Here is a 22,234-nt window from a genome sequence, read left to right as displayed (position 1 = left end):
TCATGCGCTCGGGACGTGCTTCGCCTCGATCACGTCCCACAGCACGGCCGCCGCATCGATGCCGGTGAATTCCTTCAACTGCACCGCACCCGTGGGCGAGGTCACGTTGATCTCGGTCAGGTAGTCGCCGATCACGTCGATGCCGACGAACAAGAGGCCGCGCGCCTTCAGTTCCGGCCCGATCAGGGCGCAGATTTCCAGATCCCGCTCGGTCAGCTCGACCGGCGCGGCCGTACCGCCGACGCGCAGGTTCGAGCGCACCTGACCTTCGGGCGGGACGCGGTTGATGGCGCCGACCGGCTCCCCGTCCACCAGGATGATGCGCTTGTCGCCCTTGGAGACGGCGGGAATGAATTTCTGGATCACCAGCGGATCGCGCGATCCCGTGGCGTGGATCTCGATCAGGGCGTCCAGGTTCGGATCGCCGGCCTTCAGCCGCACGACGCCCGAGCCCGCCGCGCCGTGCAGGGGCTTCAGCACCACGTCGCCGTGCTTCTCGTGGAACTCGGTCAGGGCGACCGGGTCGGAACTGATCAGGGTCGGCGGCTGCACGCCCTCGAACCGGGTGGCGAACAGTTTCTCGGGCGCGGAACGGACCTCGGCCGGGTCGTTGACCACCAGCGTCCGGGGATGGACCGTCTCCAAGAGATAGGTCGCCGTCACATAGGCCATGTCGAAGGGCGGGTCCTGGCGCATCAGGATGACGTCGACGTCCTTGCCCAGATCCAGCTTCACCTCGTCGCCCAGGGTGACGTGGTCGCCGAACACCTGACGGATCAGGGCCGGGCGGGCGCGGCAGAACAGGTTGCCGTCCTCCAGCGCCAGGGTGCGGAAATCATAGACCCACAGCGGGTGGCCGCGCTGTTGCGCCTCCATGGCCAGGAAGAAGGTCGTGTCCGAGGCGATGTTGACCGCCTCGATGGGGTCCATCTGGATGGCGACTTTGAGCATGGGAGGACCTTGCGCGGGAGAGACCTTGGGTAATGGGCAAGGCCGGGCGCGGGCGCAAGGTCAGGGGGTAGTGAGTAGGGCCTAGTGAGTAGGGTCGCTACCCCCCTAAGCCCTACTCCCTAATCACTAACCCCTCAGTTCAGCCTCATCCGCAGCCGATCCGCCACGATCTGGTGCATCTGGTCGTCCTGGCCGGCGACGGCGCGGGCGCGACGCAGGGCCTCCAGCGCGCCGGTCAGGGCGCCCTGTTTCTCCCGCGCGGCGGCGACGTCGAGCCAGGGGCGGTGATCCTCGGGGTCCAGCAGGGCGCGACGGACGGCCGAGCGTTCGGCGCAGAGGTAGTCCTCGGCCCGGATGGCGCGGTTGAACAGGACGTTCTGCAAGCGGATCAGGGCCTCGCGGTCGCTGACCGGGGCCATCAGAACGTCCAGCCGGTCGGCGACGTGGGGCGTCAGCCCGGCCCGCAGCGCCCGGCGGGTCAGTTCGGACGGCATGACGACCCGGCCCTGGCTGAACGGATCCAGGGCCACGGGGCCGGCGGGGGTCTCGACCCGCAGCAGGAAGTGGTTGGGGAAGTCGACCCCTTGCGCCTTCACCCCCGCCCGACGCGCGGCGTCGAGATAGAAGACGGCCAGGGCCGCCGACAGGCCGCGCCGCCGCTCGGCCACGTCCAGAATGTCGGTATTGGCCGGGTCGTCGTAGTGCAGGAGGTCGCCGTTCAGCCGCAGGTCGGCGGCCATGGTCTCGGCCAGGGCGTCGTCGGGGCTCTCCCCGCCGACCCGCTCCGCCAGCCGTTCCGCGGCGTTGTCGGCCAGGATGCGCGCGTGTGTCGGGTCGCGGAACGGATAGTCGTGAAGCGCGCAGGCGATGGCGGCGTCGAGCAGCGGGAAGGCGTCGTCGTCCGCCCGCCCCGCCTCTTCGAGCGCGATCTCCGCCTCTTCTCGTGTCACAGCCCGTCCCCCGACGTTCCGGTTCCGCCCCCGGCGGAACTATAGATTGCGACGATGGCGCGGAATTCGACCGGGAGCCAGCGCTACAATATCGATTCGCAGCTGAAGACCGGCCAAGCTGGGTCTTTGGCGCAACAGTGCGGCGCCCGCATCACGCAACCTTTGCAGTTGTATCCGGTCCAGCGCCGACAGGGCCGCCTCGATCGTCGTGCGGTGTTTGACCTCGACCACGACGGCCGTCTTCCCCTGTCGGGCGAGGATGTCGATCTCGACCCCGCGCGTCCTCAGCCGGAAGCCCAGGATCTGATAGCCCTTGAGCATCAGCCAGGCCGCCGCAATCCATTCGGCGCCGTGGCCTTCGCGAAACGCCTGCCCGCCCAAAGCCTGTCGCCACGCCGCCTTGGGCCTGGCCGGCAGGTTGGCGCGGACCCTGGGCGGTTTCATCCCTTGCCCTGAAGCTCCAGCGCCCGGCGGTAGAGGGTCTTTCGCGGCAGGTCGAAGGCGCCCGCCACCTCGGACGCCGCCTCGCCGGTGGAGAGGCGGGCCAGGGCCTCCGTCAGGGCCGCATCGATATCGGCCTCGGAGGCGACCTCGGCCGCGCCGGGACCGACGACGATGACGATCTCGCCCTTGGGCGCGTCGCAGCGCGGGTCGACGGCCAGTTCGGCGAGCGTGCCCCGGATCGCCTCCTCATAGAGTTTGGTCAGTTCGCGGGTCACGGCGGCGGGGCGGTCGCCCAGCACCTCGGCCATGTCGGCGAGGCTGGCGGCCAGGCGGGGGCCGCTCTCGAAGAAGACCAGGGTCTGACGGCCGGTCTTCAGTTCACCCAGCATGGTCTTTCGCGCCGCCGACTTGGGCGGCAGGAAGCCGGCGAACAGGAAGCGGTCGGACGGCTGGCCGGCGATGCACAGGGCCGCCAGCAGGCTGGAGGCGCCCGGGATCGGATGCACCGGCAGGTCGACGGCGATGAAGGCGCGGGCCACGACGAAGCCGGGGTCGGAGATGACGGGCGTCCCGGCGTCGGAGACCAGGGCCACGACCTGACCCTCGCGCACCCGTTCGATGGCGATCTCGGCGGCACGGGCGGAGGCGTGGTCGTCGCAGCGTTCCAGCTTCGCCTTCAGCCCGTAGGCCGAGAGGAGTTTGGCGGTGACGCGGGTGTCCTCGGCCAGGACCAGGTCGGCGGCGGCCAGCACATCCAGCGCCCGCAGCGTCATGTCGCGCAGGTTCCCGATCGGCGTCGCCACCAGATAGAGGCCCGGCGTCACCAGACGCGGCGGCGGGGCGGTCGGCGGAAAGGGATGCGGCTCGCTCATCGCCGCTTCGTGCCAGTCGCGCGGGCACAGAACAATCCTCCCCTCCGTTCACCCCAGCGAAGGCTGGGGTCCAGATGGAAGTCACAAGCCTGCCCATGAAGGCCCTGTGCGAGGTCCGAGCCGTCTGAGTTTGTGATCTGGACCCCAGCCTTCGCTGGGGTGAACGGATATTGGGGCTCAGGTCAGCAAGGCCTTGAGCACCGCGTCCAGCACCGGCCGTCCCGTCGCCGTCGCCGCGACCCGGCCGTCCGCAACGGCGAGGAAGCCGTCCTCGACCAGACCGTCGACTCGCGCCGTCAGGTCCAGGGCCGCCAGATCGCTCAGGGCCACCCCCTCGACGGTGCGCAGGCCCAGCAGCAACCGTTCCTCGGCGGCGGCGCGGTGGTCGAGCGTCTCCTGTTCGCTCCACGGCGTGCCCGAGGCGACGCCCTCGACATAGTCGGCGATGCGGCGGTGGGCGACGGTGGCGGTGCGCTCGCCGCCCAGCGTCAACCGCCCATGGGCGCCGGGACCGATGCCCACATAGTCGCCGCCGCGCCAGACATGCAGGTTGTGGGCGGACCGGGCGGCCGCATCGCGCGCATGGTTGGACACCTCATAGGCCTCGAAGCCCGCGTCCCCCAGAACCGATTGCGTCGCCTCATAGAGGTCGGCGGCGGTGTCCTCGTCCGGCGGGACCAGACTGCCCCGCTCCATGGCGCGTTCGAAGGCCGTGCCCTCGGCGATGGTCAGTTGATAGGGGGAGACATGCTCGAACCCCATGTCGAGCGCCTCGGTCATGGCGGCGGTCCAGCCGGCGACCGTCTGGCCGGGCAGGGTGTAGATCAGGTCGATCGACAGCCGGTCGAAGACGCCCGCCGCCACGGCGATGGCCCGCCGCGCCTCGTCCGCCGAATGGTTGCGGCCGAGGAACTTCAGCTGTTCGTCATCCAGCGACTGCACCCCCAGGGACAGGCGGTTGATCCCGGCCTCCCTCAAGGCCGCGAAATGGGCGGCCTCGGCGTCGGTGGGATTGGCCTCCAGGGTGATCTCGATCTCGCCCGCCGGGAACAGGGCGCGCGCGCGTTCGATGACGCGGGCCACGTCTTCGGGGCGCATCAGACTGGGCGTGCCGCCCCCGAAGAAGATCGAGGCCAGCCGACGTGGGCCCAACAACGCCGCCTGCGCCGTCAGGTCCGTCAGTATGGCCTCGACCAGCACCGCCTGTTCCTCGCGCCAGCCCCGGTCCCGCACCACGTTGAAGTCGCAGTAGGGACAGATGCGGGCGCAGTAGGGCCAGTGGACGTAGAGGGCGACCTCTTCAGTCAATCAGGGCCGCCTTCAGCTTCTCGAACGCCCGCGTGCGGTGGCTCATGCTTTCCTTCAGCACCGGATCCATCTCTCCGAAGGTCTGGTCATGGCCCTCGGGCACGAACAGGGGGTCGTAGCCGAAGCCCCGGTCGCCGCGCGGCGGGAAGGTGACCACCCCGTCGATCCGCCCCTCGACCACCACGCACGGCCCGTCGGGCCAGGCGACGGCGAGCGCGGAGGTGAACCAGGCGGCGCGGTCCGCCGATCCCAGCTCCTCCAGCCGATCCTCGATCTTCTTCATGGCCGAGCCGAAATCCTTCTGCGGTCCGCCCCAGCGCGCGGAAAAGATGCCGGGCGCCCCGTCCAGGGCCGCGACCGACAGGCCGCTGTCGTCCGCCAGGGCCACCTCGCCCGAGAACTGCGCGGCATGACGCGCCTTCAGCATGGCGTTGCCGACAAAAGTCGTCTCGGTTTCGGCCGGTTCGGGCAGATTCAGCTCCCCGGCGGTGACCACCGTGTAATGTCCGTCCAGCAGAGCGTGGATTTCACGCGCCTTGCCGGCATTGTGAGTCGCCGCGACGAGCCGCATCCCCTTGATAAGTCTCAACATCCTGCACGCTCACGCTCGTGAAACATTTCATTGCCTAAGTTTAATATCGTTAAACGATATGTAACATGACTTCCCGCACCGCACGTCCTATCTATGATCTCAAGAACGGCAGCCACATCGTTCCCCGGAAGAGCCAAGATCGGCAAATCCGAACCCCGTGGTGAAAAGAAGCGGGCATTAATGACCCGCCTCAGGATCGAAGGAATAGAACGATGAACACGATGAACGCCTCGCTCGTGATGGACAAGGTCGGCGCGCTGCTGATCAACGCCGCCCTGCTGGCCGCCCTGCCGACCGCCCTGGTCGCCATCCTGGTCCAGGCTTTCTAAGCGTCGCTATGTTCTCAACGCGGTTGCTCACGACTTGAGCGACCGCCGAGATGAAAGCAGCCCACCTTTCGTCGCTCAAGCAGCGAGGCTCCGCGAGCCGAGCGTTAGCGACACCAGCAAAGAGGCTTTTGACGCCGTTGAAGAAGATCGCGATGTATAAGGCCGCGTAGGAGTTTTCCCGAACCCCTCGCGGTCCTCGCGGCCAAGATTTCCGGTCCCGTCTTTCCCGAGCCCACGATGTCCTCCACCCGGCCCGAGCTGCGCCTGCCGAAGATGCCCAAGGGGCTCCGCGCGCCGTTCCGGATCCCCTTCCTGCGGACCCTCGGTCCCGGTTCCGTGTCCAGCCTGCTGAAGATCGCGCTGGACGTGGCCTATGTGCTTCTGATGTTCATCACGGCGGTTCTGCTGCTGGTGCTGTTGGCGTCGATCTTCATTCCGCTGACGGACCTGAACATCACCGTCTCCAACGATTCCGGCGGCACCCAGCAACCGCTGACCCGGCCCCTTCTGCTGTTCGGCGTGGGCGCCCTGACCGCCTATTTCGGCGGCTTCCTGCTGATCCTCCGAAACCTGCGGATGATCTTCCGCACCCTGACCATCGGCGACCCCTTCCGACCCGAGAATGTGCGTCGTCTCCGCCAGATCGGTCTGATCCTGGCCGTGGTCACCGGCGGGGTCTGGCTGGTCCAGGGTCTGGTCGCCGCGCGTCTGGCGCCGGGGGTGATGGATTCCCAAGGGGTCGGCGAGCTATTGACCCCCGTCTTCTCGGTCCTGGTCGTCTTCGTCCTGGCCGAGGTGTTCAAGGAAGGCGCGCGTCTGCGCCGCGAGTCAGAGCTTACGATCTAAGATGGCGATACGGGTTCAGCTCGACAAAATCCTGGTGGAGCGACGGATGTCGCTGACCGAGCTCGCCGATCGCGTCGGCGTGACCCTGGCCAATCTGTCGATCCTCAAGACCGGCAAGGCGCGGGCCGTGCGCTTCTCGACCCTCTACGCCCTGTGCCGCGAGCTGGACTGCCAGCCGGGCGATCTTCTGGTCTATGAGCCCGGCCCGCCCGAGCCTGACACCGACGACGAAGCCTGATCCGTGGCGCGGCGACCGCCCCCCGATCTGACGACCGAGGACCGCCGCATCTGGGCTCGCGTCTCCGGCTCGGTGACCCCTCCCAAGGCGCGCAAGGCGACCCGGATCACGCCGGGCGCCCTCCTGCCCGACGAGCCGCTGAAGCCCGAGACGATCAAGGCGCCCCGCCCGCCCATCGTCGGCAAGCCCAAGGTCTCGACAAAGATCATGAACGCCGCGCCCGCCACGCCCGCCAAGGCGCCCCCGCCCGCCCCGCGATCCGCGCCGGAAGAGCTGGAGCCGCGCCGTCAGCGCCGCCTTTCACGCGAACGCGATCCGATCGAGGCCTCCATCGACCTGCACGGCTTCGGCCGGTTCGAGGCCGAGGACCAGCTGCGCGCCTTCCTCGTCCAGTCCCAGGCGCGGGGGCTGAAGGCGGTTCTGGTCGTGACGGGTCAGGGGCGGCGCGGCGGCGGCATCATCCGCGCCTCGATCCACGAATGGCTTCAGGGGCACGCCCTGCGCGGCGTGGTCTCCGGCTTCGCGATGGCTCATCGGCGCCACGGCGGCGACGGCGCGATTTACGTCACATTGAAACGCTAGCCCGGAAGGGGAGTATCCCCATGACCGCAAACCGCCGCCCCGCCTGGATTCTCGCCGCTATCCTCGCCGCCGTGGCGACGCCCGGCCTGGCCTGCGAACCGACCTATCCGGCTCCGCGAGCCTCGCCCGAGGTCGCGGCCGAACGCGTCAGAAATCATCAGGCCGAGATGTGGGCCCGGTCGGACGCCGTCTTCCTGTCCGAGGCCGGCGCCTTCGAGCGGATCGCGCTGCCGGGCGGCCAGGGCGTCAGCGCGACCCTGATCCCGGCCCTGGCGCTGAAGGGCGACCTGCCGACCGAGCGGATCGGCATTCGCCATTCGACCGTCACCAGTTGCGGCCCCATCCCCTTCCTCGACGCCCTGGCGGGACGGGAGGGCGACTGGTTCGTCACCTATGTGCGCCGCCTGCCGTCCGGCCTCTCGGTCGACGACACCGTGCCGGTCGCGGATCTGGTGGACGAGGATTCGCTCCGGGCCTGGCGCAAGGCCGACCCGACTTAACATTCGGATCTGGCCCAAGCCCTTGTTCCGGCACGCCTTACCGGACGCGGCACGCCGAATACCTAACACTGTCCGCCGCCGTGGTAGACTGCGCGAGGGTCTTTGACATGACGGTGCGGCGCAGATGCAATCCGAACGCTTCGGACTCTTCGGACGCTTCGGACGGTGTTTTGGAGTCCGGACGACCTATCAGGCGGTCAGGGTCAGGCCGGTCTCGGCGGCCAGATCGGCCAGTTTCACCATCGGGCGCGGGCCCCAGTGGGCGATGACTTCCGAGGCCGCCAGCGAGCCCAGCTTGCCCGACTGTTCCAGCGTCAGGCCGCGCGCGACGCCCAGCAGGAAGCCGGCGGCGTACTGGTCGCCCGCGCCCGTGGTGTCCTGCAGCTTGGCGACCGGATAGGCGGCGACGGCGATGCGCTGGTCGCCCGAGATGATGACAGAGCCGTGCTCGCCGCGCGTGACGGCGGCGATCTCGACCATGCCGGCCAGTTTCGTGGCGGCGGCGTCGAAGTCTTCGGTCTCGAACAGGGCGGCCAGTTCGCCCTCGTTGGCCAGGACGATGTCGGCCGAGGCTTCGATGAACTCCAGCAGTTCGGCGCGCCAGCGGGCGACGACGAAGGTGTCCGACAGGGTGATGGCGACCTTCCGGCCCGCCTTGTGCGCGGCGGCGGCGGCGGCCTCGAAGGCGGCGCGGGCCGGGGCCGGATCGAACAGATAGCCTTCCAGATAGACGATGGCGCTGGACCCGATCAGCTCGGCGTCGATGTCCTCCACGCCCAGCTGGTTCGCCGCGCCCAGGAAGGTGCACATGGTGCGCTGGCCGTCCGGGGTGACGTTGATCAGGCAGCGGCCCGTGCCGGCGCCGCCTTCCAGAACCGGGGTATCGAAGTGGACGCCCGAGGCGCGGATGTCGTGGGTGAAGACCCCGCCCAGGGTGTCGGGGGCCACCTTGCCGACATAGGCCGCGCGGCCGCCGAACGAGCCCACGCCCGCCACCGTGTTGCCGGCCGAACCGCCCGAGGCCTCCACGCCCGCCGCCATGGCGTCGTACAGGGCCGCGCTCTGGGTCTCGTCGACCAGCTGCATCGAGCCGGGGACCAGGTTCTGGGCGGTCAGGAAGGCGTCGTCGCAAGGGCTCAGCACGTCGACGATGGCGTTGCCGACGGCGCAGACGTCGTAGGAGGCGGTGTTCTGGGTCATGGGCGCCCCATAGCGGGCGGGACGCCGCCGCGCCAGTCCCGCTTTACCCGCCGTCGCAAAAACATATAAGGACATCCTTATATGATCCAGCGAGCCCACGCCGGACGGAGGCCCCCTTGACCCAGATCGCCATCCTGACGCCCGCCGCCGACGACCCCGCCTACAAGAGCCAGTGGCCCGTCGTGCTGGACCGACTGGCGACCGCGCTCGACATGGCCGGGGTCACCGCCGTCCCCACCGCCTGGACCGATCATGTGACGGACGCGTCGCGCCTGAAGGCCTTTCCTCTGGTGCTGGGCGTCCTGACCTGGGGCTACTATGAGCGCCACCCCGACTGGCTGGCGGCGACCCGGCTCTGGGACGAAGCAGGCGTGCGGATCGCCAATCCGGCCTCGGTCCTCGGCTGGAACTCGGACAAGGCCTATCTGCGGCGGCTGGAGGCGGCGGGCGTGCCGATCCCCGCGACCGTCTGGACCGACGGGGTGACGCAGGTTGAGGTCGACGCGGCCTTCGACACCTTCGGGACCGATACGCTGGTGGTAAAGCCCACCGTCTCGGGCGGCGCCTGGAAGACGGTCAAGATTTCGCGCGGCGAGGCCCTGACCGACGCGCCCGACGGCCCAGCCATGATCCAGCCCTTCCTGCCGGAATTGGTGGCGGACGGGGAGCTGTCGCTGCTCTTCTTCGGCGGCCGGTTCAGCCACGCGGTGCGTAAGACCGCCAAGGCCGGCGACTTCCGCATCCAGTCCCAGTACGGCGGCACCTACGCCCCCGTGGCCGAGCCGCCGGCGGGCGCGGTGGATCTGGCGGCGCGGGTCCTGGCCGCGATCGAGAAGCCCCTGCTCTACGCCCGCATCGACATGGTCGAAACGGCGGAAAAGTGGGTGTTGATGGAAGCCGAGCTGGTCGAGCCCGACTTCTATCTTTCGCAGGCCCCGGACGGCGGCCGGATGTTCGCCGAGGCCGTCAGGACGCGACTGGCTTCCGGCGCGTAGCGATCCAGGCCACGAGGATCAGAACGGCCAGGGCCCCGAAGGCCTTGGCCGTCGTCGCTGGATCCTCGACCACGAAGACGACGAACAGGGTCGCATTGATGGCCAGGGCGATCAGGGCCGGCAGGGGATAGAGGGGCATCTTCCACGGCCGCTCCAGCCCCGGCTCGCGGATCCGCACAACGATGGCCGCCGCGTTCACCAGCACGCTCATCAGGGCCAGCAAGGCCGTCGAGAAGATCAGCAGAGTCTCATAGACCCCGATGGTGGCCAGAAGGCCGCCCGTGACCACCGTGGCGATCAGGGCCAGACGCGGCGTGCCGTTCGCAGCCACGTCCGACAGTTTCGGCACCTGATACTCCCGCGCCATGGCGAACAGGACGCGCGGAAAGACCATGACCATGGCGTTCAGGATCGTGACCAGGGATATCAGGCTGACCGCCGTCACCACCGGCCCGGCCGCCTCGCCGAACACCCGCCCGGCCGCGTCCGCCGCGACCAGATTGGATCCGGCCATCTCCGCCGGGGTCAGGACCTGCAGATAGGCGACATTGGCCAGCACATAGATGGCCGTCACCACGGCGATGCCGGAGAAGGTGGCCTTGGCGATGCTGCGGCCCGGATCGACCACCTCCTCGCAGAAATAGGCCGCGCCGTTCCAGCCGTAATAGGTGCCCGAGATGGCCCGCAGCGCCATGACGACGCCGGCGAAGGTCAGGGCGACTGCCGTGGCGGGCTCGACCTCGGTCGCCACCGGCGTCCCGCGCGGCGCGAAGAAGAGGCCCAGGATCAGAACGCCGAACAGGGCGGCCTTCACGGCGCTGCCGATCTCCTGCGACCGGCCGCCGACCTTGGTGCCCAGCCACTGGACGCAGCCGACGCAGATCACGGCCATCAGGGCCAGCCAGCCGATCGGCACGCCGGTCAGAATGCCCAGCCGGTGCAGATACTCGCCGAAGACCACGGCGATGAAGGCGATCCCGCCCATATTGCCCAGCCAGTCGCACACCCCGACCGCCAGCCCCGTCAGAGACCCGAAGGCCCGGCGCGCGAAGGCGTAGGGTCCGCCCGTCTGGCGGATGGAGGCGGCCAGTTCGACCGTCGACATGGAATCGATGAAGGCGACCAGACCGCACAGGGCCCACAGGGCGATGATCCACGCCGGGCTCTGCACCCCTTCGGCCACCACGCCGGGGGTTCTGAGGATGCCCTGGCCGATGACCCCGCCGACCACGACGGCGATGCCGAAGGTCACCCCCAGCACGCGCAGCAGATGGCCGCGATCCGGATCGGGCAGTTGGGTCTCGGTCGTCATGGCAGGCTTTCCCCGGACGGCGGCGCCATCCTCAGGGCCGATAGACCACCGTTGGCGGATGCGGGCAACGACTGCGGCGCGACGCCACGTTGGGAAACGCCGGGCGGCGCCGTCAGTTAGGGCTCCATGAGACGCAGACACCTCCTCGGAGCCGGCCTCGGCGCGGCAGCCCTGGCCGGACCGCTGTCCGCCTGTGGTCAGGTCGCGCCCCTGTCGTCCGCCGGGCGCGACACGCGCGGACTCGACGCCGCCCTGGCGAGCGAGACCGTCGCTCTGGCTCGCGCCCTGCCCAAGCTGCACGCCCTGATCGTCGCGCGCGACGAAGAGCCCCTGATCGAACAGGTGTTTCGCGGACCGAGCCTGGACACGGCGGTCAACATCAAGTCGGCGTCCAAGTCGGTGCTGGCCGCCGTGGCCGGGGCCGCCATCGGGGCGAGGGTCCTGACCAGTGTCGATCAGCCGGTCGCGCCCTTCCTGTCAGACCGTTTCCCGGCCAACCCCGACCCGAGGCTGCAGCGGATCACGGTCGGCGATCTCCTGTCGATGCGGGCGGGCCTGGCCTCGACCTCGGGAGCCAACTACGGAGCCTGGGTGTCCAGCCCCGACTGGGTCCGCCATGCCCTGGCCCAGCCGTTCGAGAGCGATCCGGGCGGGGCGCTGATCTATTCGACGGGGACGTCGCACCTGACCTCGGCGGTGCTGACACGGGCGTCGGACCGCTCGACCCTGGCCCTGACGCGCGAGCTCCTGGGCCGGTCCATGGGGATCGAGATCCCGACCTGGCCCGCCGATCCGCAGGGCATCTATTTCGGCGGCAACGAGATGCGGCTGTCGCCCCGGTCGCTGCTGGCCTTCGGCGAGCTCTATCGCAACGACGGAATGTCGGATCAGACGCGGGTCCTGCCCGCGGGCTGGGTCCAGACGTCGTGGGAACGACGCGGTTCGTCCCGCTACACCGGCGACGGGCAGGGGTACGGCTGGTGGATGCGCCGGGCGCGCGGGCACGACGTCTTCTATGCCTGGGGCTATGGCGGCCAGATGGTCTTCGTCGTGCCGGACCTTCGGATGACGGTCGTCATGACCTCGGACCCCGCGCCGGCCGAGACCCGCGACGGCCACGTCCAGACCCTGCACGCCCTCCTCGCCGACGGCTTCATCCCGGCGGCGGAACGCGGCGCCTAGGCCGCCATCAGTCCCCGCGAGGGACAGAGGTCGCTGATGATGCAGCCCGCGCAGTTGGGTTTTCGCGCCGTACAGGTGTAGCGCCCGTGCAGGATCAGCCAGTGGTGGGCCTTGTGGAGAAAGGCCTCCGGCACGACCCGGTGCAGTTGGTCCTCGACCTTGTCCGGTGTGGCGGCATTGGCCAGGCCCAGTCGGTGCGAGACGCGAAAGACATGGGTGTCCACGGCGATGGCCGGCTCGATCCCAAGTTCGTTCAGCACGACGCTGGCCGTCTTTCGCCCGACGCCGGGCAGGGCCTGAAGGTCCGCGCGGTTCAGGGGGACGACCCCGCCGTGCTGCTCCAGCACGATCCGGCTGAGCGCGATGACGTTCTTCGCCTTGTTTCGATAGAGGCCGATGGAGGCGATGAAGGGGACCAGTCCTTCTTCGCCCAGGGCGAGCATCTTCGCCGGCGTATCGGCCACGGCGAACAGCTTGTCGGTGGCCTTGTTGACCGAGACATCGGTCGCCTGTGCCGACAGGGCGACCGCGACCACCAGGGTGAAGGGGTCGGCGAAGTTCAGCTCGGTCTTCGGCTCCGGCATGACGCGGGCCAGGCGGGTGAAGATTTCCTCCACCCGATCCTCGTCCGGTGGGAAGGCGAAGATGGGGATGGGGGCGCCGGTCATGATGCTGCCGGCCTTGCGGGCGGGCGCCGGTTTCGAGGTCGCCTTCCCTTTTGGTCTTGTTGTCTTCGCCAACCCCACACTCCGTCATCCTCGGGCTCGTCCCGAGAATCTATCTGTCCGCCGCACGGACGCCCGCCAGAGAGCGACGCTCCGGTAGCCGTCTTGTTCCACGATGGGCCCTCGGGACAAGCCCGAGGGAGACGGAGAGTGAAATCAGCGCGCCTCGGGCTGAGACAGGCGCGGATCAAGCCCGAGCGCCGTCATCGCCTCGACCGCCGCCCGCTCGCCCTCCATCCAGGCGCCGTGGCAGGTGCCGTAGAAGTTCGGCGAGGTCGCTTCCCCGGCGACGAAGATCCGGTCCTCGATAGGCCGTCTCAGCCGCGCGCGCGCCCCAGTCAGCCGGTCGCCCTGTCCCGGCGGGACATGGGAATAGGCCCCCAGCGAGAAGGGCTCGGCGCCCCACATGGAGGTCGACAGCGCCCTCAGCCGTTTCGGGAAGCTCGACCCCAGAAGGACCGCCAGTTCCGAACAGGCGAAGTCGAAGAAGGCCGCTTCTCCCTCCGCTTCCAGTCCCCAGGCCAGGTCGCCGCCGAAATAGCCCTCGATGATCGGCCGACCGAAGGGTCTCAAGTGATAGCCGGCGGTCTGGGCCGTGTCGCTGCGGCCCCACAGCTGGCCGTCCTTCGGAAACTCCTCCCAGCCGTGCAGGGCCATGTGCAGCTTGGACGCCAGGCCTAGCGGCGCACCCGCCGCCGCCTCGACCAGATCGGGCAGGGGCGGATCGAACCGCACCCCTTCCGACGCGAGGATCGAGGTCGGCAGGGTCAGGATCAATGATTGCGCCTCGACCGTCCCACGCGAGGTTTCAATGGTGAGTCGCACGCCCGACCGGTCGATCCGCCGCACCGCGCAATCCAGCACCACCGGGACGTCCGCGCCCAGGGCCGCGATCAGGGCGCCGTAGCCCTCGACCAGCCGATAGTTGACCCCGCTGTCCTCATAGGCGTCGTAGTCTAGGATCGAGACCTCGGCGAACTTGGCCCCGTTCAGGGCGCCCGAGATGGCGTCCATGTGCGGGTTCCAGCGTTCGCCGGGGATGAACAGGTTGGACGCCGCATGGTCGTCTCCCGCCTTCGCAGCCTCGGCCACCCGTTCGTCGAAGGCGTCGAAGGCGGTCCCGAACTCTGCCCGTTCGGCGGCGGTCAGACCCAGGTCGAACGTCTGCTGCTCCCAGGGCGGCGGCGTCTCGTCGATGGTGAAGCCGGCCGCGCGCCCGATCCCGGTCAGCACGTTCTCGTCCGCCGAATGCAGCCAGCCGCAGCCGAGGTCGAGAGGCATCCCCTCGCGCAGCCCGGTGTGGGCTCGCCCGCCGATCCGGTCGCGCGCCTCCAGCACCACGACCGACACGCCCGCCCTCGCCAGCCGACGCGCGGCCGCTATCCCGGACGACCCGGCCCCGATCACGGCGACATCGATGGAGGCGGGCAGGGAGATCGGAGGGCTCATTCAGGGATGGTGAACGAGCCGAAACAAGACGTGTTCACGGCCCGTCGCAAGGGGATTGATTTTTGGACGATTGGGTCCATTTTATCGGCGTCGTTTTGACGCACCTGTTTCGACGTCTCCTCCCCCGCCTTCCGCCAAGTCTTCCAAGAGTCTGTTCCGATGGCCCTCCCCCCCGCCGTTCAGAAGCGCCTGCCTCTCATCGTGGGCGGCGTCGTCGCCGTCGGCCTGATCATCGGCGGCGCCGTGTGGTGGCAGAACAAGCAGCGGTGGGAGACCACCGACAACGCCTTCGTCCAGGCCGATGTGACCCTGGTCAGCCCCCAGATCGACGGCTACGTCGCCGAGGTCCTGGTGACCGACAACCAGCGGGTTCAGCCGGGCCAGATCCTGGTCCGTCTGGACGACGCCGACGCCAAGGCCCGGCTGGCCGCCGCCGAGGCCAACCTCGCAGCCCTTCTGGCCGCCGTGGACAATGTCGACGCCCGCGCCGCCCAGGAACAGGCGATGATCGCGTCGCGCGCCGCCGCCGTGTCCCAGGCCCGCGCCCAGGCCAACCTCGCCGAGGCCCAGGTCAACCGCTACACCACCCTGGGCCGTCAGGGCTGGGTGTCCGAGCAGCGCATCGAGACCGAGCGCGCCGGGGCCCAGACCGCCGCCGCCTCGGTCGCCCAGGCCCAGGCCGCCCTGGTCGCCGAACAGCGCACCGCCGGCGTCCTCGGCTCGACCCGCCAGCAGAGCCTGGCCGCCGTCGAACAGGCGCGCCAGGCCGTCGAACAGGCCCGCATCAACCTGGACCGCACCGTCATTCGCGCCCCCGCCGCCGGCGTTGTCGGCGCCCGCGGCGTCCGCGCCGGCCAGTATGTGCGTCCCGGCGGCCGGCTGCTGTCGCTTGTGCCGCTGGGCGACACCTATATCGTCGCCAACTTCAAGGAGACCCAGCTGGGCGAACTGCGTCTGGGTCAGACGGTTCACATCGCCGCCGATGCCTTCCCCGGCATGGACCTGACCGGCCGGATCGACAGCTTCGCCCCCGCCACGGGTTCGGAGTTCGCCCTGATCCCGGTCGAGAACGCCACCGGCAACTTCACCAAGATCACCCAGCGCGTGCCGGTCCGCATCCTGGTCGATCGCGCCGCCGGTGGCGCGGCGCTTCGTCCCGGCCTGTCGGTCGAGGTCCGCGTCGATCTGAAGAGCGAGGGCGGCGCCACCTTCGCCGAGGCCGCCACCGGCCAGACCCGTCTGGCCGACGCCGGAACCGCGAGCGAGCAATGACCTCCGCCACGCTGGACGGGGCCGCAAGCCCCGCCCCCCAGCCTTCCGCGTCCGAGCCCAAGATCAATTGGACGGTCCTGATCCTCGGCTTCGTCGGGATGGTCATCGGCCAGTTCATGGCCATCCTGGACATCCAGATCGTCGCCGCCTCCCTGCCCCAGATCCAGTCGGGCATCGGCGCATCGGCCGACGAGATCAGCTGGATCCAGACCGCCTATCTGATCCCCGAGGTCGTGATGATCCCCCTGTCGGGATATCTGTCGCGCCTGTGGGGGACGCAGAAGGTCTTTCTGATTTCCTGTGGCGGCTTCGTCATCATGTCGGTGGCGGTGGGTCTGTCCTCCTCGGTCGAGGTGATGATCCTGTTCCGGGCCATCCAGGGCTTCGTCGGCGGGGCCATGATCCCGACCGTCTTCGCCACGGCCTTCACCGCCTTCCCGCCGTCCAAGCGCGTCACGGCCTCGGTCTTCATCGGCCTGATCGTGACCCTGGCGCCCACCATCGGCCCGACGCTGGGCGGTCACCTGACGGAGATGGCGAGCTGGCGCTGGCTCTTCTTCATCAACGTGCCGTTCGGCCTCCTGTCCTTCTTCCTCGTCTGGCGCTTCGGCAATTTCGACAAGGGCGATCCCAGTCTGTCCAAGGGCTTCGACTGGCTGGGCCTGGGCCTGATGGCCGCCTTCCTGATGAGCATGCAGTTCGTGCTCGAGGAAGGCTCCAAGAACGACTGGTTCGCCGACGACCAGATCCTGCTGCTCGCCGTCGTCGCGGCCATCTGCGGCCCGACCTTCGTCTGGCGGTCGCTGAGCTACTACAATCCGGTGGTCGAGCTGCGGGCCTTCAACAACCGAAACTTCATGGTGGGGGTCGTGATGACCTTCACCGTCGGCGCGGCCCTGTTCGGCGGCACCTTCCTGTTGCCGCTGTTCCTGGCGCGGGTGCGCGACTATTCGCCGGCCGAGGTGGGCACGACCATGGTCGTCTCCGGCCTCGCCATGTTCGCGACCGGTCCATTCGCCGGGCGGCTCGTCCGCATTCTTGACCTCAGGATCCTCATGTTCGGCGGCTTCATGCTGTGCGCCTGGGGCATGTGGGACGCCCATGCGGCCACGACCGAGTGGGGCTTCTGGGAGTTCGCGGGCGTTCAGGCCCTGCGCGGCGTCGGCGTCATGCTGGCCATGATCGCGGCCCAGCAGGTGACCATGTCCACCCTGCCGCCCCATATGGTGAAGAACGCGTCTGGCCTGGTGAACCTGTTCCGCAACGTCGGCGGCGCCTTCGGTCTGGCGCTCCTGAACACCTCCCTGACCCAGAACACCGCGCTCCACATGAGCGAACTGACCCAGGCCATCCCCCAGACGGATGCCCGGATGCAGGAGATGCTGACCGGCATGGCGACCATGATGTCGGGCTCCATCGACCCGGACGGCGCGGCGATGAAGGTGGTCTGGGGCATCCTCCAGCGTCAGGCGACGACGCTCGCCTTCGGTGACGCCTTCGCCATGCTGGCCCTCGGCTGCGCCGCCTGCGCCTTCCTGACCCTGCTGGCCAAGCCGGTGAAGCCGGGCACGGGAACCGCCCCGCCCCCGGACGCTCACTGATGTCCGCCTATGTTCGCGACACGGTCGCTCACGGCTTGAGGCGCTGAGATGCCCCGCATCGCCGGTCAGATCGACGAACGGAAGTCCGAGGCCATCCTCGACGCCGCCATGAGCCTGTTCGCCGAAAAGGGCGCGGCGGCCTCGATGGAGCAGATCGCCAAACAGGCAGGGGTCTCCAAACAGACCCTCTACAACCGCTATGCCTCCAAGGTGGACATCGGCCGCGCCCTGGCCGAGCGGCGGTCGGACGCCATCACCGCCCCCCTGCGGTCGGGCGGGGAGCCGGTGGAGGTCCTGACCGGGTTCGCCGCCTCCCTGCTGAACAAGCTGTGCGGCCCCGACGGGCGCGGCGACATGCGCGGCGTCGCCCTGATGTCGCCCTCCGCTCCGGACCTGGCCGAGGCCGTCTATCACGCCGGGCCGGGCGAGAGCCTGCGTCGCCTCTCGGCCTGGCTGGAGGAGCAGGACCGGCTGGGCCGGTTGCGGATCCCCGATCCCGTCCACGCGGCCGAGATGTTCACCGGCATGGTCATGGGTCACGGCCACCTGCGCGGCATTCTCGGCATCGCCAACCCCATTCCCGACGTCCCCTCCCGCGCCCGCGAGACGGCCGAACGGTTCATCCGGGCTTTCGCGCCCTAGATCCTTCCCTTCGTCATCCTCGGCCTTGTGCCGAGGATCCATGCGTCCACTCCCGCGACACTATCGTGGAGAACTGGACGGTTGACCCATGGACCCTCGGGACAAGCCCGAGGGTGACGGGTAGAAGGTCTTCAAACGGAGCTTTCCCATGCTGATCGCCTATTCCTCCTGGCCAGAGATCGACGCCCGTCTGAAGACGACGAAAACCGTCATCGTGCCGATCGGCTCGAACGAACAGCATGGCCCCACCGGCCTCCTCGGCACCGACTGGATGTGCCCGGAGATCATCGCCCACGCCGCAGAGAAGACCGACGACGGCCTGATCGTCGCCCCGACCTTCAACATCGGCATGGCCCAGCACCATCTGGCCTTCCCGGGCACCATCAGCCTGCGCCCCTCGACCTTCATGAGCGCCATCACCGACTGGGTGCATTCGCTGGGTCGCCACGGCTTCGACCACATCTATTTCCTGAACGGCCATGGCGGGAACGTCGCCACCATCGAGGCGACCTTCAGCGAGATCTATGCCGACCCGTCGTTCCAGGCGCGCAAGTCGCGGGTGATCCTGAAGCTCAGGAACTGGTGGGACCTGCCGGGGATCAACAGCCTGTGCACCCAGATCTTCCCGACCGGCCACGGCATGCACGCCACCCCGTCCGAGATCGCAGTGACCCAGGCCGCCTATCCGGACCGGATCAAGACGGCGGACTATTCGCCGAAGATCGCCCCCAACGGCCCGATCCGCGACGCCCTGGACTACCGCGCCCGCTTCCCCGACGGCCGCATCGGTTCGGACCCGGCCCAGGCCAGCCCGGAGAAAGGCCAGCGGATCATCGACGCCGCCGTGCCCGCCCTGATCCGCGACGTTCAGGCCTTCGCCGAAGACCCCATCCATTGAGCGCATCCCCTCGCAAGGGTCGCCGCGACGCGACCGCCGCCGCCATGACCGTCGCCAGCGGCGGAGAGATGCTGCGCGCCGCCTCGGACGTCATCGCCGCCCGGCTGACCATCCTGGCCGAGGGCCTTGCCGATCCCGGCAAGGCGGACATGGTCGAGATGTCCCTGATGGGCACGGAGAAGATCGAGGCCCTGACCGACTCGGCCGCCGCCGTCGCGGGCGAGCTGGGCGAACTGGCCGCCCGCGCAGCCCACGCCACGATGGACGAAATGGGCCACGCCCAGCGCGCCGCCGAGGCCATGGCCACGGCGGCCACGCCCCAGGCCTACGCGCGGGCCGGCTACGACTATGCGGTCGGCTGGTGGAGCCGGGCGGCGGGTCAGATGATGACCCTGAACTCGGAACTGCTGCGGACCCAGTCCGAGGCCATGCGCCCCATCCACGACGCCGCCATCGCCAACGCCCGCAGACTCTCCGGCCGCGACTAGGTTCAATCGACAGTCACCCGTCCACCCCAGCCTTCGCTGGGCGCACGGGTGTGGTGGCCGAGCTGAGGATCCGGACTCCAAAACACCGTCCGAAGAGTCCGAAGCGTTCGGATCGTCCATGGCTTCATGACGCACCCCTCCTGTGGATTGGATCAGTATGGGGCCGTTTCGAGGGGCGTTAAGGAAAAGGGCCCTTAAAAGTTCGGGACGTTGGAATCGTTGGCGGATTCCGGGGATGCTTTGCCAACTCCGCTCCCAGTTTCATCCGCGCACTTCAGCGAAGGCCGGGGTGCACGGGAAAATCGTGAATGTCGACTGGACCTAGGCCTCGGGTGCGGCCGCCGTGCGGATGATCCCGCCCTCGGCCTTCACCGGCCAGGGCGTCAGCTTGCCGCCCGCGCACGGCCCGCCGACGCAGGCGCCCGACAGGGGCTCGAACACCGCCCCGTGCCAGCCGCACAGGATCAGGGACCCGTCCGGCGTCAGATAGCGATCCATTTCGATGGCGATGGGGAAACCCTGATGCGGGCAGCGATCGACCCAGCCCGCGACCTCGCCGTCCTTGCGCACCACGAAGCCGTGGAAGAAGGCCTCGCCGATCTGCAGCACGAAGCCGCGCGAGCCCGGCTCCTGGATGTCGTCCAGCGCGCACAGGGCCACGTTCGGCGGGGTGGTCCAGACGCGCTTTCGCTCCGTCGCGGGGTTCTCGTTCACGTCCGTCATCCGTTCAGGGTCGCCAGGCCGCCGCCCGGACCGAGGCGTTCGCCCGCACGGCGGCGTAGAAGAGGCCATAGTCCGACATGTGATAGCTGCCCAGGAACCGGGTCAGAAGGTCGCCATAGGCGGCCGGGGCATCCGACAGGTCCACCTCCAGCATGCCGTCGCGACAGCGGGCGCCGGTCAGCTGTGGCCGAAACGGCGGCATGGTCTCGGCCCGCGCCGGGAAGGGCGCGCGCGGCAGGGGCATGCCCCCGGCGTTGAGCGTCGCCGGCGCGGTCGCCCCGGACGCGGTCTGGCGCCGCCAGGTCAGGGGATTGACGCAGATCGCCCGCGCCTGGTCCTGATCCTTCCAGCCGCCGTTCCACCAATAGGTCTTGTCGTCGATCACCAGCCGCGCGGTGCGACTGCCGATCTTGGCGGCGTTCCAGCTCAGGACGCAGCCGGTCTGGTCCGCCGCGTCGCAGATGGGCAGGCCGATCTCGGGGAAGGCTTCCGGCGCATAGCCGCCGATCAGATAGGCGGCCACCATCCGCCCCTGCAGCGGCGTGCCGATGATCTCCTCCTGCAACAGCCGGACCGCATGGAAGGTCCCCTGGCTGTGCGAGGCCAGGATGAAGGGGCGGCCCTCGCTGTAGCGGCCGATGAAGGCGTGGAAGGCGGCGACGACGTCGGCATAGGCCAGATCGTCGGCCTGATGACGGTCATAGCCGAGCGCCGGCAGGGTGGCCTGCCGATAGCGGGGCGCATAGATGCGGCAGCAGCCGTTGAAGACGCTGGCCTGTCCCATCAGGACCGCAGGGTTCAGCTGCGCCGTCTCGTCGTCGGCGTCCCACGGCGCGTTCCAGACCTCGCGCACGTCGGTCGTGGTCGGATGGATGAAGAAGACATCGGCGGGCGCCTCGGCCTCCGCGACCGCCGTCAGCCCGTCCGGAACCGAGCGTTCCAGTCCGTCGCGACCGGGAAAGGCCAGCCAGGCCGAGGGCCGGTCGTAGTCGGGCGGCGGAGGCGTGGTCTGGGCGCCGAAGGGCTCGCGCGGCCCGCCCAGACAGCCTGACAGACCGCCCGCCAGAGCCAGGCCGGCGCACAGCAGGACGAGGCGTCCGGCCGTCATCCCTATTCCCGCTCGGCCTTCAGCGGGCGCGACAACAGGGCCTCGATCATGGCGTCGACCGTGGTCTCTCCGGCCAGAAGCGCCGCCGTGGCCTCGCAGATCGGCATCTCCACCCCGACCTTCCGCGCCAGTTCGCGCACAGCCGGCGCGCTCTCATAGCCCTCGGCCACCGACCGCTTGCCGGCCAGCGCCTGCTGGATCGTCTGGCCCTGACCCAGGGCCAGACCCAGGCTCATGTTCCTCGACTGCGGGCTGGAACAGGTCAGGACGAGGTCGCCCAGGCCGCACAGCCCCGCCACCGTCGCCGCTTCTCCGCCGAGGGCCGTGCCCAGACGGGTCATCTCCGCGAAGCCGCGTGTGATCAGGGCCGCGTGGGCGCTGCGGCCCAGGCCGCGCCCTTCCGAAATCCCGCAGGCGATGGCCAGGACGTTCTTGATCGCCCCGCCGACCTCGGCGCCGATCAGGTCGGTCGCCAGATAGGGACGGAAGCCCGGACCCGACAGGGTCTCCATCAAGGCCTCGCCGAGGCCTGCGTCCTCGCAGGCCAGGGTCACCGCCGTCGGCAGGCCCTTGGACACATCGGCCGCGAAGCTGGGGCCCGACAGGACGGCGGCGGGCGCATCGGGAATGGTCTCGGCCAGGACCTCGGTCATCAACTTCAGCGACCCCCGCTCGATCCCCTTGGAGCAGAGAATGATGGGCGCGCCCTGACGGTGATGCGGGGCATAGGCGTCCAGCGTCGCCCGCATGTATTGCGCCGGCGGCACGGCCAGAACCAGATCGCAGACGCCCAACGCCCCCAGCTCCGACGTCACAGAGATCCGGTCGTCCAGCACCACTCCGGGCAGGAAGGCCTCGTTGATGCGGCGGTTGGTGACGCTCTCGACCACCTCGGGCTCGCGCGCCTGCAGGATGACGTCCAGCCCGGCGCGGGCGCAGACCAGGGCCAGGGCCGTGCCCCAGGCCCCTGCGCCGATGACCCCTGCGGTGCGATACGCCATGAACCCTCCCTGTCCCGCCGTTCAGT

The 22,234-nt window shown here is 69.1% G+C and carries 24 protein-coding genes; 11 read left to right on the top strand and 13 right to left on the bottom strand.

Features of this window, described 5'->3' with window-relative positions; translation table 11 throughout:
• The 6 genes from gshB to rdgB form a co-directional block, all read right to left on the bottom strand.
• The gene (gene gshB, locus ACETK8_RS02480) at positions 1–951 is read right to left on the bottom strand and encodes a glutathione synthase (protein WP_374037941.1); all 951 of its coding nucleotides are present in this window, start codon (positions 949–951) and stop codon (positions 1–3) included.
• Between the two features lie 134 nt (positions 952–1,085).
• Positions 1,086–1,901: a SirB1 family protein gene (locus tag ACETK8_RS02475; RefSeq protein WP_374037940.1), complete on the bottom strand. Its 816-nt coding sequence runs from the start codon at positions 1,899–1,901 to the stop codon at positions 1,086–1,088.
• 39 nt (positions 1,902–1,940) lie between these two features.
• Positions 1,941–2,345 (bottom strand): YraN family protein, encoded by a 405-nt coding sequence (locus tag ACETK8_RS02470; protein ID WP_374037939.1) that lies wholly within the window; start codon positions 2,343–2,345, stop codon positions 1,941–1,943.
• A complete protein-coding gene (gene rsmI, locus ACETK8_RS02465) occupies positions 2,342–3,217 on the bottom strand; it encodes a 16S rRNA (cytidine(1402)-2'-O)-methyltransferase (protein WP_374037938.1) in 876 nt (291 codons plus the stop codon). The genes ACETK8_RS02470 and rsmI overlap by 4 nt, the downstream gene beginning before the upstream one ends.
• Before the next feature lie 177 nt (positions 3,218–3,394).
• Positions 3,395–4,525, bottom strand: a complete 1,131-nt coding sequence (gene hemW / locus ACETK8_RS02460; RefSeq protein WP_374037937.1) for a radical SAM family heme chaperone HemW — start codon at positions 4,523–4,525, stop codon at positions 3,395–3,397.
• On the bottom strand, positions 4,518–5,117 hold the full coding sequence (gene rdgB / locus ACETK8_RS02455) for an RdgB/HAM1 family non-canonical purine NTP pyrophosphatase (RefSeq protein ID WP_374037936.1): 600 nt from the start codon (positions 5,115–5,117) through the stop codon (positions 4,518–4,520). Before rdgB ends, hemW begins: the two co-directional genes overlap by 8 nt.
• Positions 5,118–5,683: 566 nt before the next feature.
• Between rdgB and ACETK8_RS02450 the strand changes: the two genes are divergently transcribed.
• From ACETK8_RS02450 to ACETK8_RS02435, 4 genes are read left to right on the top strand one after another with little or no spacing between them, the layout of a single operon-like run.
• Positions 5,684–6,292 carry a DUF2975 domain-containing protein gene (locus ACETK8_RS02450; RefSeq protein WP_374037935.1) on the top strand — a complete coding sequence of 203 codons (609 nt, stop codon included), beginning with the start codon at positions 5,684–5,686 and terminating at the stop codon, positions 6,290–6,292.
• A 1-nt stretch (position 6,293) separates the two neighbouring features.
• The gene (locus tag ACETK8_RS02445) at positions 6,294–6,530 is read left to right on the top strand and encodes a helix-turn-helix domain-containing protein (protein ID WP_374037934.1); all 237 of its coding nucleotides are present in this window, start codon (positions 6,294–6,296) and stop codon (positions 6,528–6,530) included.
• Between the two features lie 3 nt (positions 6,531–6,533).
• Entirely contained in the window at positions 6,534–7,112 is a 579-nt protein-coding gene (locus ACETK8_RS02440) for a Smr/MutS family protein (RefSeq protein ID WP_374037933.1), read from the top strand.
• Positions 7,113–7,132: 20 nt separating this feature from the next.
• Positions 7,133–7,612, top strand: a complete 480-nt coding sequence (locus tag ACETK8_RS02435; RefSeq protein ID WP_374037932.1) for a hypothetical protein — start codon at positions 7,133–7,135, stop codon at positions 7,610–7,612.
• A 189-nt stretch (positions 7,613–7,801) separates the two neighbouring features.
• Here ACETK8_RS02435 and ACETK8_RS02430 read toward each other — a convergent pair whose 3' ends face one another.
• Positions 7,802–8,812 carry an adenosine kinase gene (locus ACETK8_RS02430; protein ID WP_374037931.1) on the bottom strand — a complete coding sequence of 337 codons (1,011 nt, stop codon included), beginning with the start codon at positions 8,810–8,812 and terminating at the stop codon, positions 7,802–7,804.
• 116 nt (positions 8,813–8,928) lie between these two features.
• Here ACETK8_RS02430 and ACETK8_RS02425 point away from each other — a divergent pair, with 116 nt between their 5' ends.
• Positions 8,929–9,807, top strand: coding sequence for an ATP-grasp domain-containing protein (locus ACETK8_RS02425; RefSeq protein WP_374037930.1), 879 nt, complete (start codon positions 8,929–8,931; stop codon positions 9,805–9,807).
• On the opposite strand, the gene ACETK8_RS02420 is transcribed toward ACETK8_RS02425, so the two are convergent.
• Positions 9,779–11,119 (bottom strand): APC family permease, encoded by a 1,341-nt coding sequence (locus tag ACETK8_RS02420; RefSeq protein WP_374037929.1) that lies wholly within the window; start codon positions 11,117–11,119, stop codon positions 9,779–9,781. The two genes, ACETK8_RS02425 and ACETK8_RS02420, sit on opposite strands and share 29 nt — an antisense overlap.
• Before the next feature lie 126 nt (positions 11,120–11,245).
• Here ACETK8_RS02420 and ACETK8_RS02415 point away from each other — a divergent pair, with 126 nt between their 5' ends.
• Positions 11,246–12,301: a serine hydrolase domain-containing protein gene (locus ACETK8_RS02415; RefSeq protein WP_374037928.1), complete on the top strand. Its 1,056-nt coding sequence runs from the start codon at positions 11,246–11,248 to the stop codon at positions 12,299–12,301.
• On the opposite strand, the gene nth is transcribed toward ACETK8_RS02415, so the two are convergent.
• The gene (gene nth / locus ACETK8_RS02410) at positions 12,298–12,969 is read right to left on the bottom strand and encodes an endonuclease III (protein ID WP_374037927.1); all 672 of its coding nucleotides are present in this window, start codon (positions 12,967–12,969) and stop codon (positions 12,298–12,300) included. The genes ACETK8_RS02415 and nth overlap by 4 nt on opposite strands.
• Before the next feature lie 213 nt (positions 12,970–13,182).
• The gene (locus ACETK8_RS02405; protein WP_374037926.1) at positions 13,183–14,475 is read right to left on the bottom strand and encodes a flavin monoamine oxidase family protein; all 1,293 of its coding nucleotides are present in this window, start codon (positions 14,473–14,475) and stop codon (positions 13,183–13,185) included.
• 159 nt (positions 14,476–14,634) lie between these two features.
• Between ACETK8_RS02405 and ACETK8_RS02400 the strand changes: the two genes are divergently transcribed.
• The 5 genes from ACETK8_RS02400 to ACETK8_RS02380 all read left to right on the top strand — a co-directional run bounded on the left by ACETK8_RS02400 (position 14,635) and on the right by ACETK8_RS02380 (position 19,376).
• The gene (locus ACETK8_RS02400) at positions 14,635–15,747 is read left to right on the top strand and encodes an HlyD family secretion protein (RefSeq protein ID WP_374037925.1); all 1,113 of its coding nucleotides are present in this window, start codon (positions 14,635–14,637) and stop codon (positions 15,745–15,747) included.
• Positions 15,744–17,348, top strand: a complete 1,605-nt coding sequence (locus ACETK8_RS02395; RefSeq protein ID WP_374037924.1) for a DHA2 family efflux MFS transporter permease subunit — start codon at positions 15,744–15,746, stop codon at positions 17,346–17,348. The genes ACETK8_RS02400 and ACETK8_RS02395 overlap by 4 nt, the downstream gene beginning before the upstream one ends.
• A gap of 48 nt (positions 17,349–17,396) precedes the next feature.
• Entirely contained in the window at positions 17,397–17,990 is a 594-nt protein-coding gene (locus ACETK8_RS02390) for a TetR/AcrR family transcriptional regulator (RefSeq protein ID WP_374037923.1), read from the top strand.
• 148 nt (positions 17,991–18,138) lie between these two features.
• Positions 18,139–18,888 carry a creatininase family protein gene (locus ACETK8_RS02385; protein ID WP_374037922.1) on the top strand — a complete coding sequence of 250 codons (750 nt, stop codon included), beginning with the start codon at positions 18,139–18,141 and terminating at the stop codon, positions 18,886–18,888.
• Complete coding sequence (locus ACETK8_RS02380) at positions 18,885–19,376, top strand: phasin family protein (protein WP_374037921.1); 492 nt, start codon at positions 18,885–18,887, stop codon at positions 19,374–19,376. The genes ACETK8_RS02385 and ACETK8_RS02380 overlap by 4 nt, the downstream gene beginning before the upstream one ends.
• A gap of 321 nt (positions 19,377–19,697) precedes the next feature.
• On the opposite strand, the gene ACETK8_RS02375 is transcribed toward ACETK8_RS02380, so the two are convergent.
• From ACETK8_RS02375 to ACETK8_RS02365, 3 genes are read right to left on the bottom strand one after another with little or no spacing between them, the layout of a single operon-like run.
• On the bottom strand, positions 19,698–20,099 hold the full coding sequence (locus ACETK8_RS02375) for a Rieske (2Fe-2S) protein (protein ID WP_374037920.1): 402 nt from the start codon (positions 20,097–20,099) through the stop codon (positions 19,698–19,700).
• A 4-nt stretch (positions 20,100–20,103) separates the two neighbouring features.
• Positions 20,104–21,207 carry a DUF3089 domain-containing protein gene (locus ACETK8_RS02370; RefSeq protein WP_374037919.1) on the bottom strand — a complete coding sequence of 368 codons (1,104 nt, stop codon included), beginning with the start codon at positions 21,205–21,207 and terminating at the stop codon, positions 20,104–20,106.
• A 2-nt stretch (positions 21,208–21,209) separates the two neighbouring features.
• Entirely contained in the window at positions 21,210–22,208 is a 999-nt protein-coding gene (locus ACETK8_RS02365; RefSeq protein WP_374037918.1) for an NAD(P)H-dependent glycerol-3-phosphate dehydrogenase, read from the bottom strand.
• Between the last annotated feature and the right edge of the window lie 26 nt (positions 22,209–22,234).

The sequence above is a fragment of the Brevundimonas staleyi genome (assembly GCF_041893865.1).
Lineage (GTDB): Bacteria > Pseudomonadota > Alphaproteobacteria > Caulobacterales > Caulobacteraceae > Brevundimonas > Brevundimonas staleyi.
This window is presented reverse-complemented; position numbering and strand designations above follow the sequence as displayed.

Coding starts and splice junctions, on each gene's coding strand:
- gshB (WP_374037941.1), bottom strand. CDS start 951: ATGCTCAAAGTCGCCATCCAGATGGACCCCATCGAGGCGGTCAACATC.
- ACETK8_RS02470 (WP_374037939.1), bottom strand. CDS start 2,345: ATGAAACCGCCCAGGGTCCGCGCCAACCTGCCGGCCAGGCCCAAGGCG.
- rsmI (WP_374037938.1), bottom strand. CDS start 3,217: ATGAGCGAGCCGCATCCCTTTCCGCCGACCGCCCCGCCGCCGCGTCTG.
- rdgB (WP_374037936.1), bottom strand. CDS start 5,117: ATGTTGAGACTTATCAAGGGGATGCGGCTCGTCGCGGCGACTCACAAT.
- ACETK8_RS02450 (WP_374037935.1), top strand. CDS start 5,684: ATGTCCTCCACCCGGCCCGAGCTGCGCCTGCCGAAGATGCCCAAGGGG.
- ACETK8_RS02445 (WP_374037934.1), top strand. CDS start 6,294: ATGGCGATACGGGTTCAGCTCGACAAAATCCTGGTGGAGCGACGGATG.
- ACETK8_RS02435 (WP_374037932.1), top strand. CDS start 7,133: ATGACCGCAAACCGCCGCCCCGCCTGGATTCTCGCCGCTATCCTCGCC.
- ACETK8_RS02430 (WP_374037931.1), bottom strand. CDS start 8,812: ATGACCCAGAACACCGCCTCCTACGACGTCTGCGCCGTCGGCAACGCC.
- ACETK8_RS02420 (WP_374037929.1), bottom strand. CDS start 11,119: ATGACGACCGAGACCCAACTGCCCGATCCGGATCGCGGCCATCTGCTG.
- ACETK8_RS02415 (WP_374037928.1), top strand. CDS start 11,246: ATGAGACGCAGACACCTCCTCGGAGCCGGCCTCGGCGCGGCAGCCCTG.
- nth (WP_374037927.1), bottom strand. CDS start 12,969: ATGACCGGCGCCCCCATCCCCATCTTCGCCTTCCCACCGGACGAGGAT.
- ACETK8_RS02405 (WP_374037926.1), bottom strand. CDS start 14,475: ATGAGCCCTCCGATCTCCCTGCCCGCCTCCATCGATGTCGCCGTGATC.
- ACETK8_RS02400 (WP_374037925.1), top strand. CDS start 14,635: ATGGCCCTCCCCCCCGCCGTTCAGAAGCGCCTGCCTCTCATCGTGGGC.
- ACETK8_RS02395 (WP_374037924.1), top strand. CDS start 15,744: ATGACCTCCGCCACGCTGGACGGGGCCGCAAGCCCCGCCCCCCAGCCT.
- ACETK8_RS02390 (WP_374037923.1), top strand. CDS start 17,397: ATGCCCCGCATCGCCGGTCAGATCGACGAACGGAAGTCCGAGGCCATC.
- ACETK8_RS02385 (WP_374037922.1), top strand. CDS start 18,139: ATGCTGATCGCCTATTCCTCCTGGCCAGAGATCGACGCCCGTCTGAAG.
- ACETK8_RS02375 (WP_374037920.1), bottom strand. CDS start 20,099: ATGACGGACGTGAACGAGAACCCCGCGACGGAGCGAAAGCGCGTCTGG.
- ACETK8_RS02370 (WP_374037919.1), bottom strand. CDS start 21,207: ATGACGGCCGGACGCCTCGTCCTGCTGTGCGCCGGCCTGGCTCTGGCG.
- ACETK8_RS02365 (WP_374037918.1), bottom strand. CDS start 22,208: ATGGCGTATCGCACCGCAGGGGTCATCGGCGCAGGGGCCTGGGGCACG.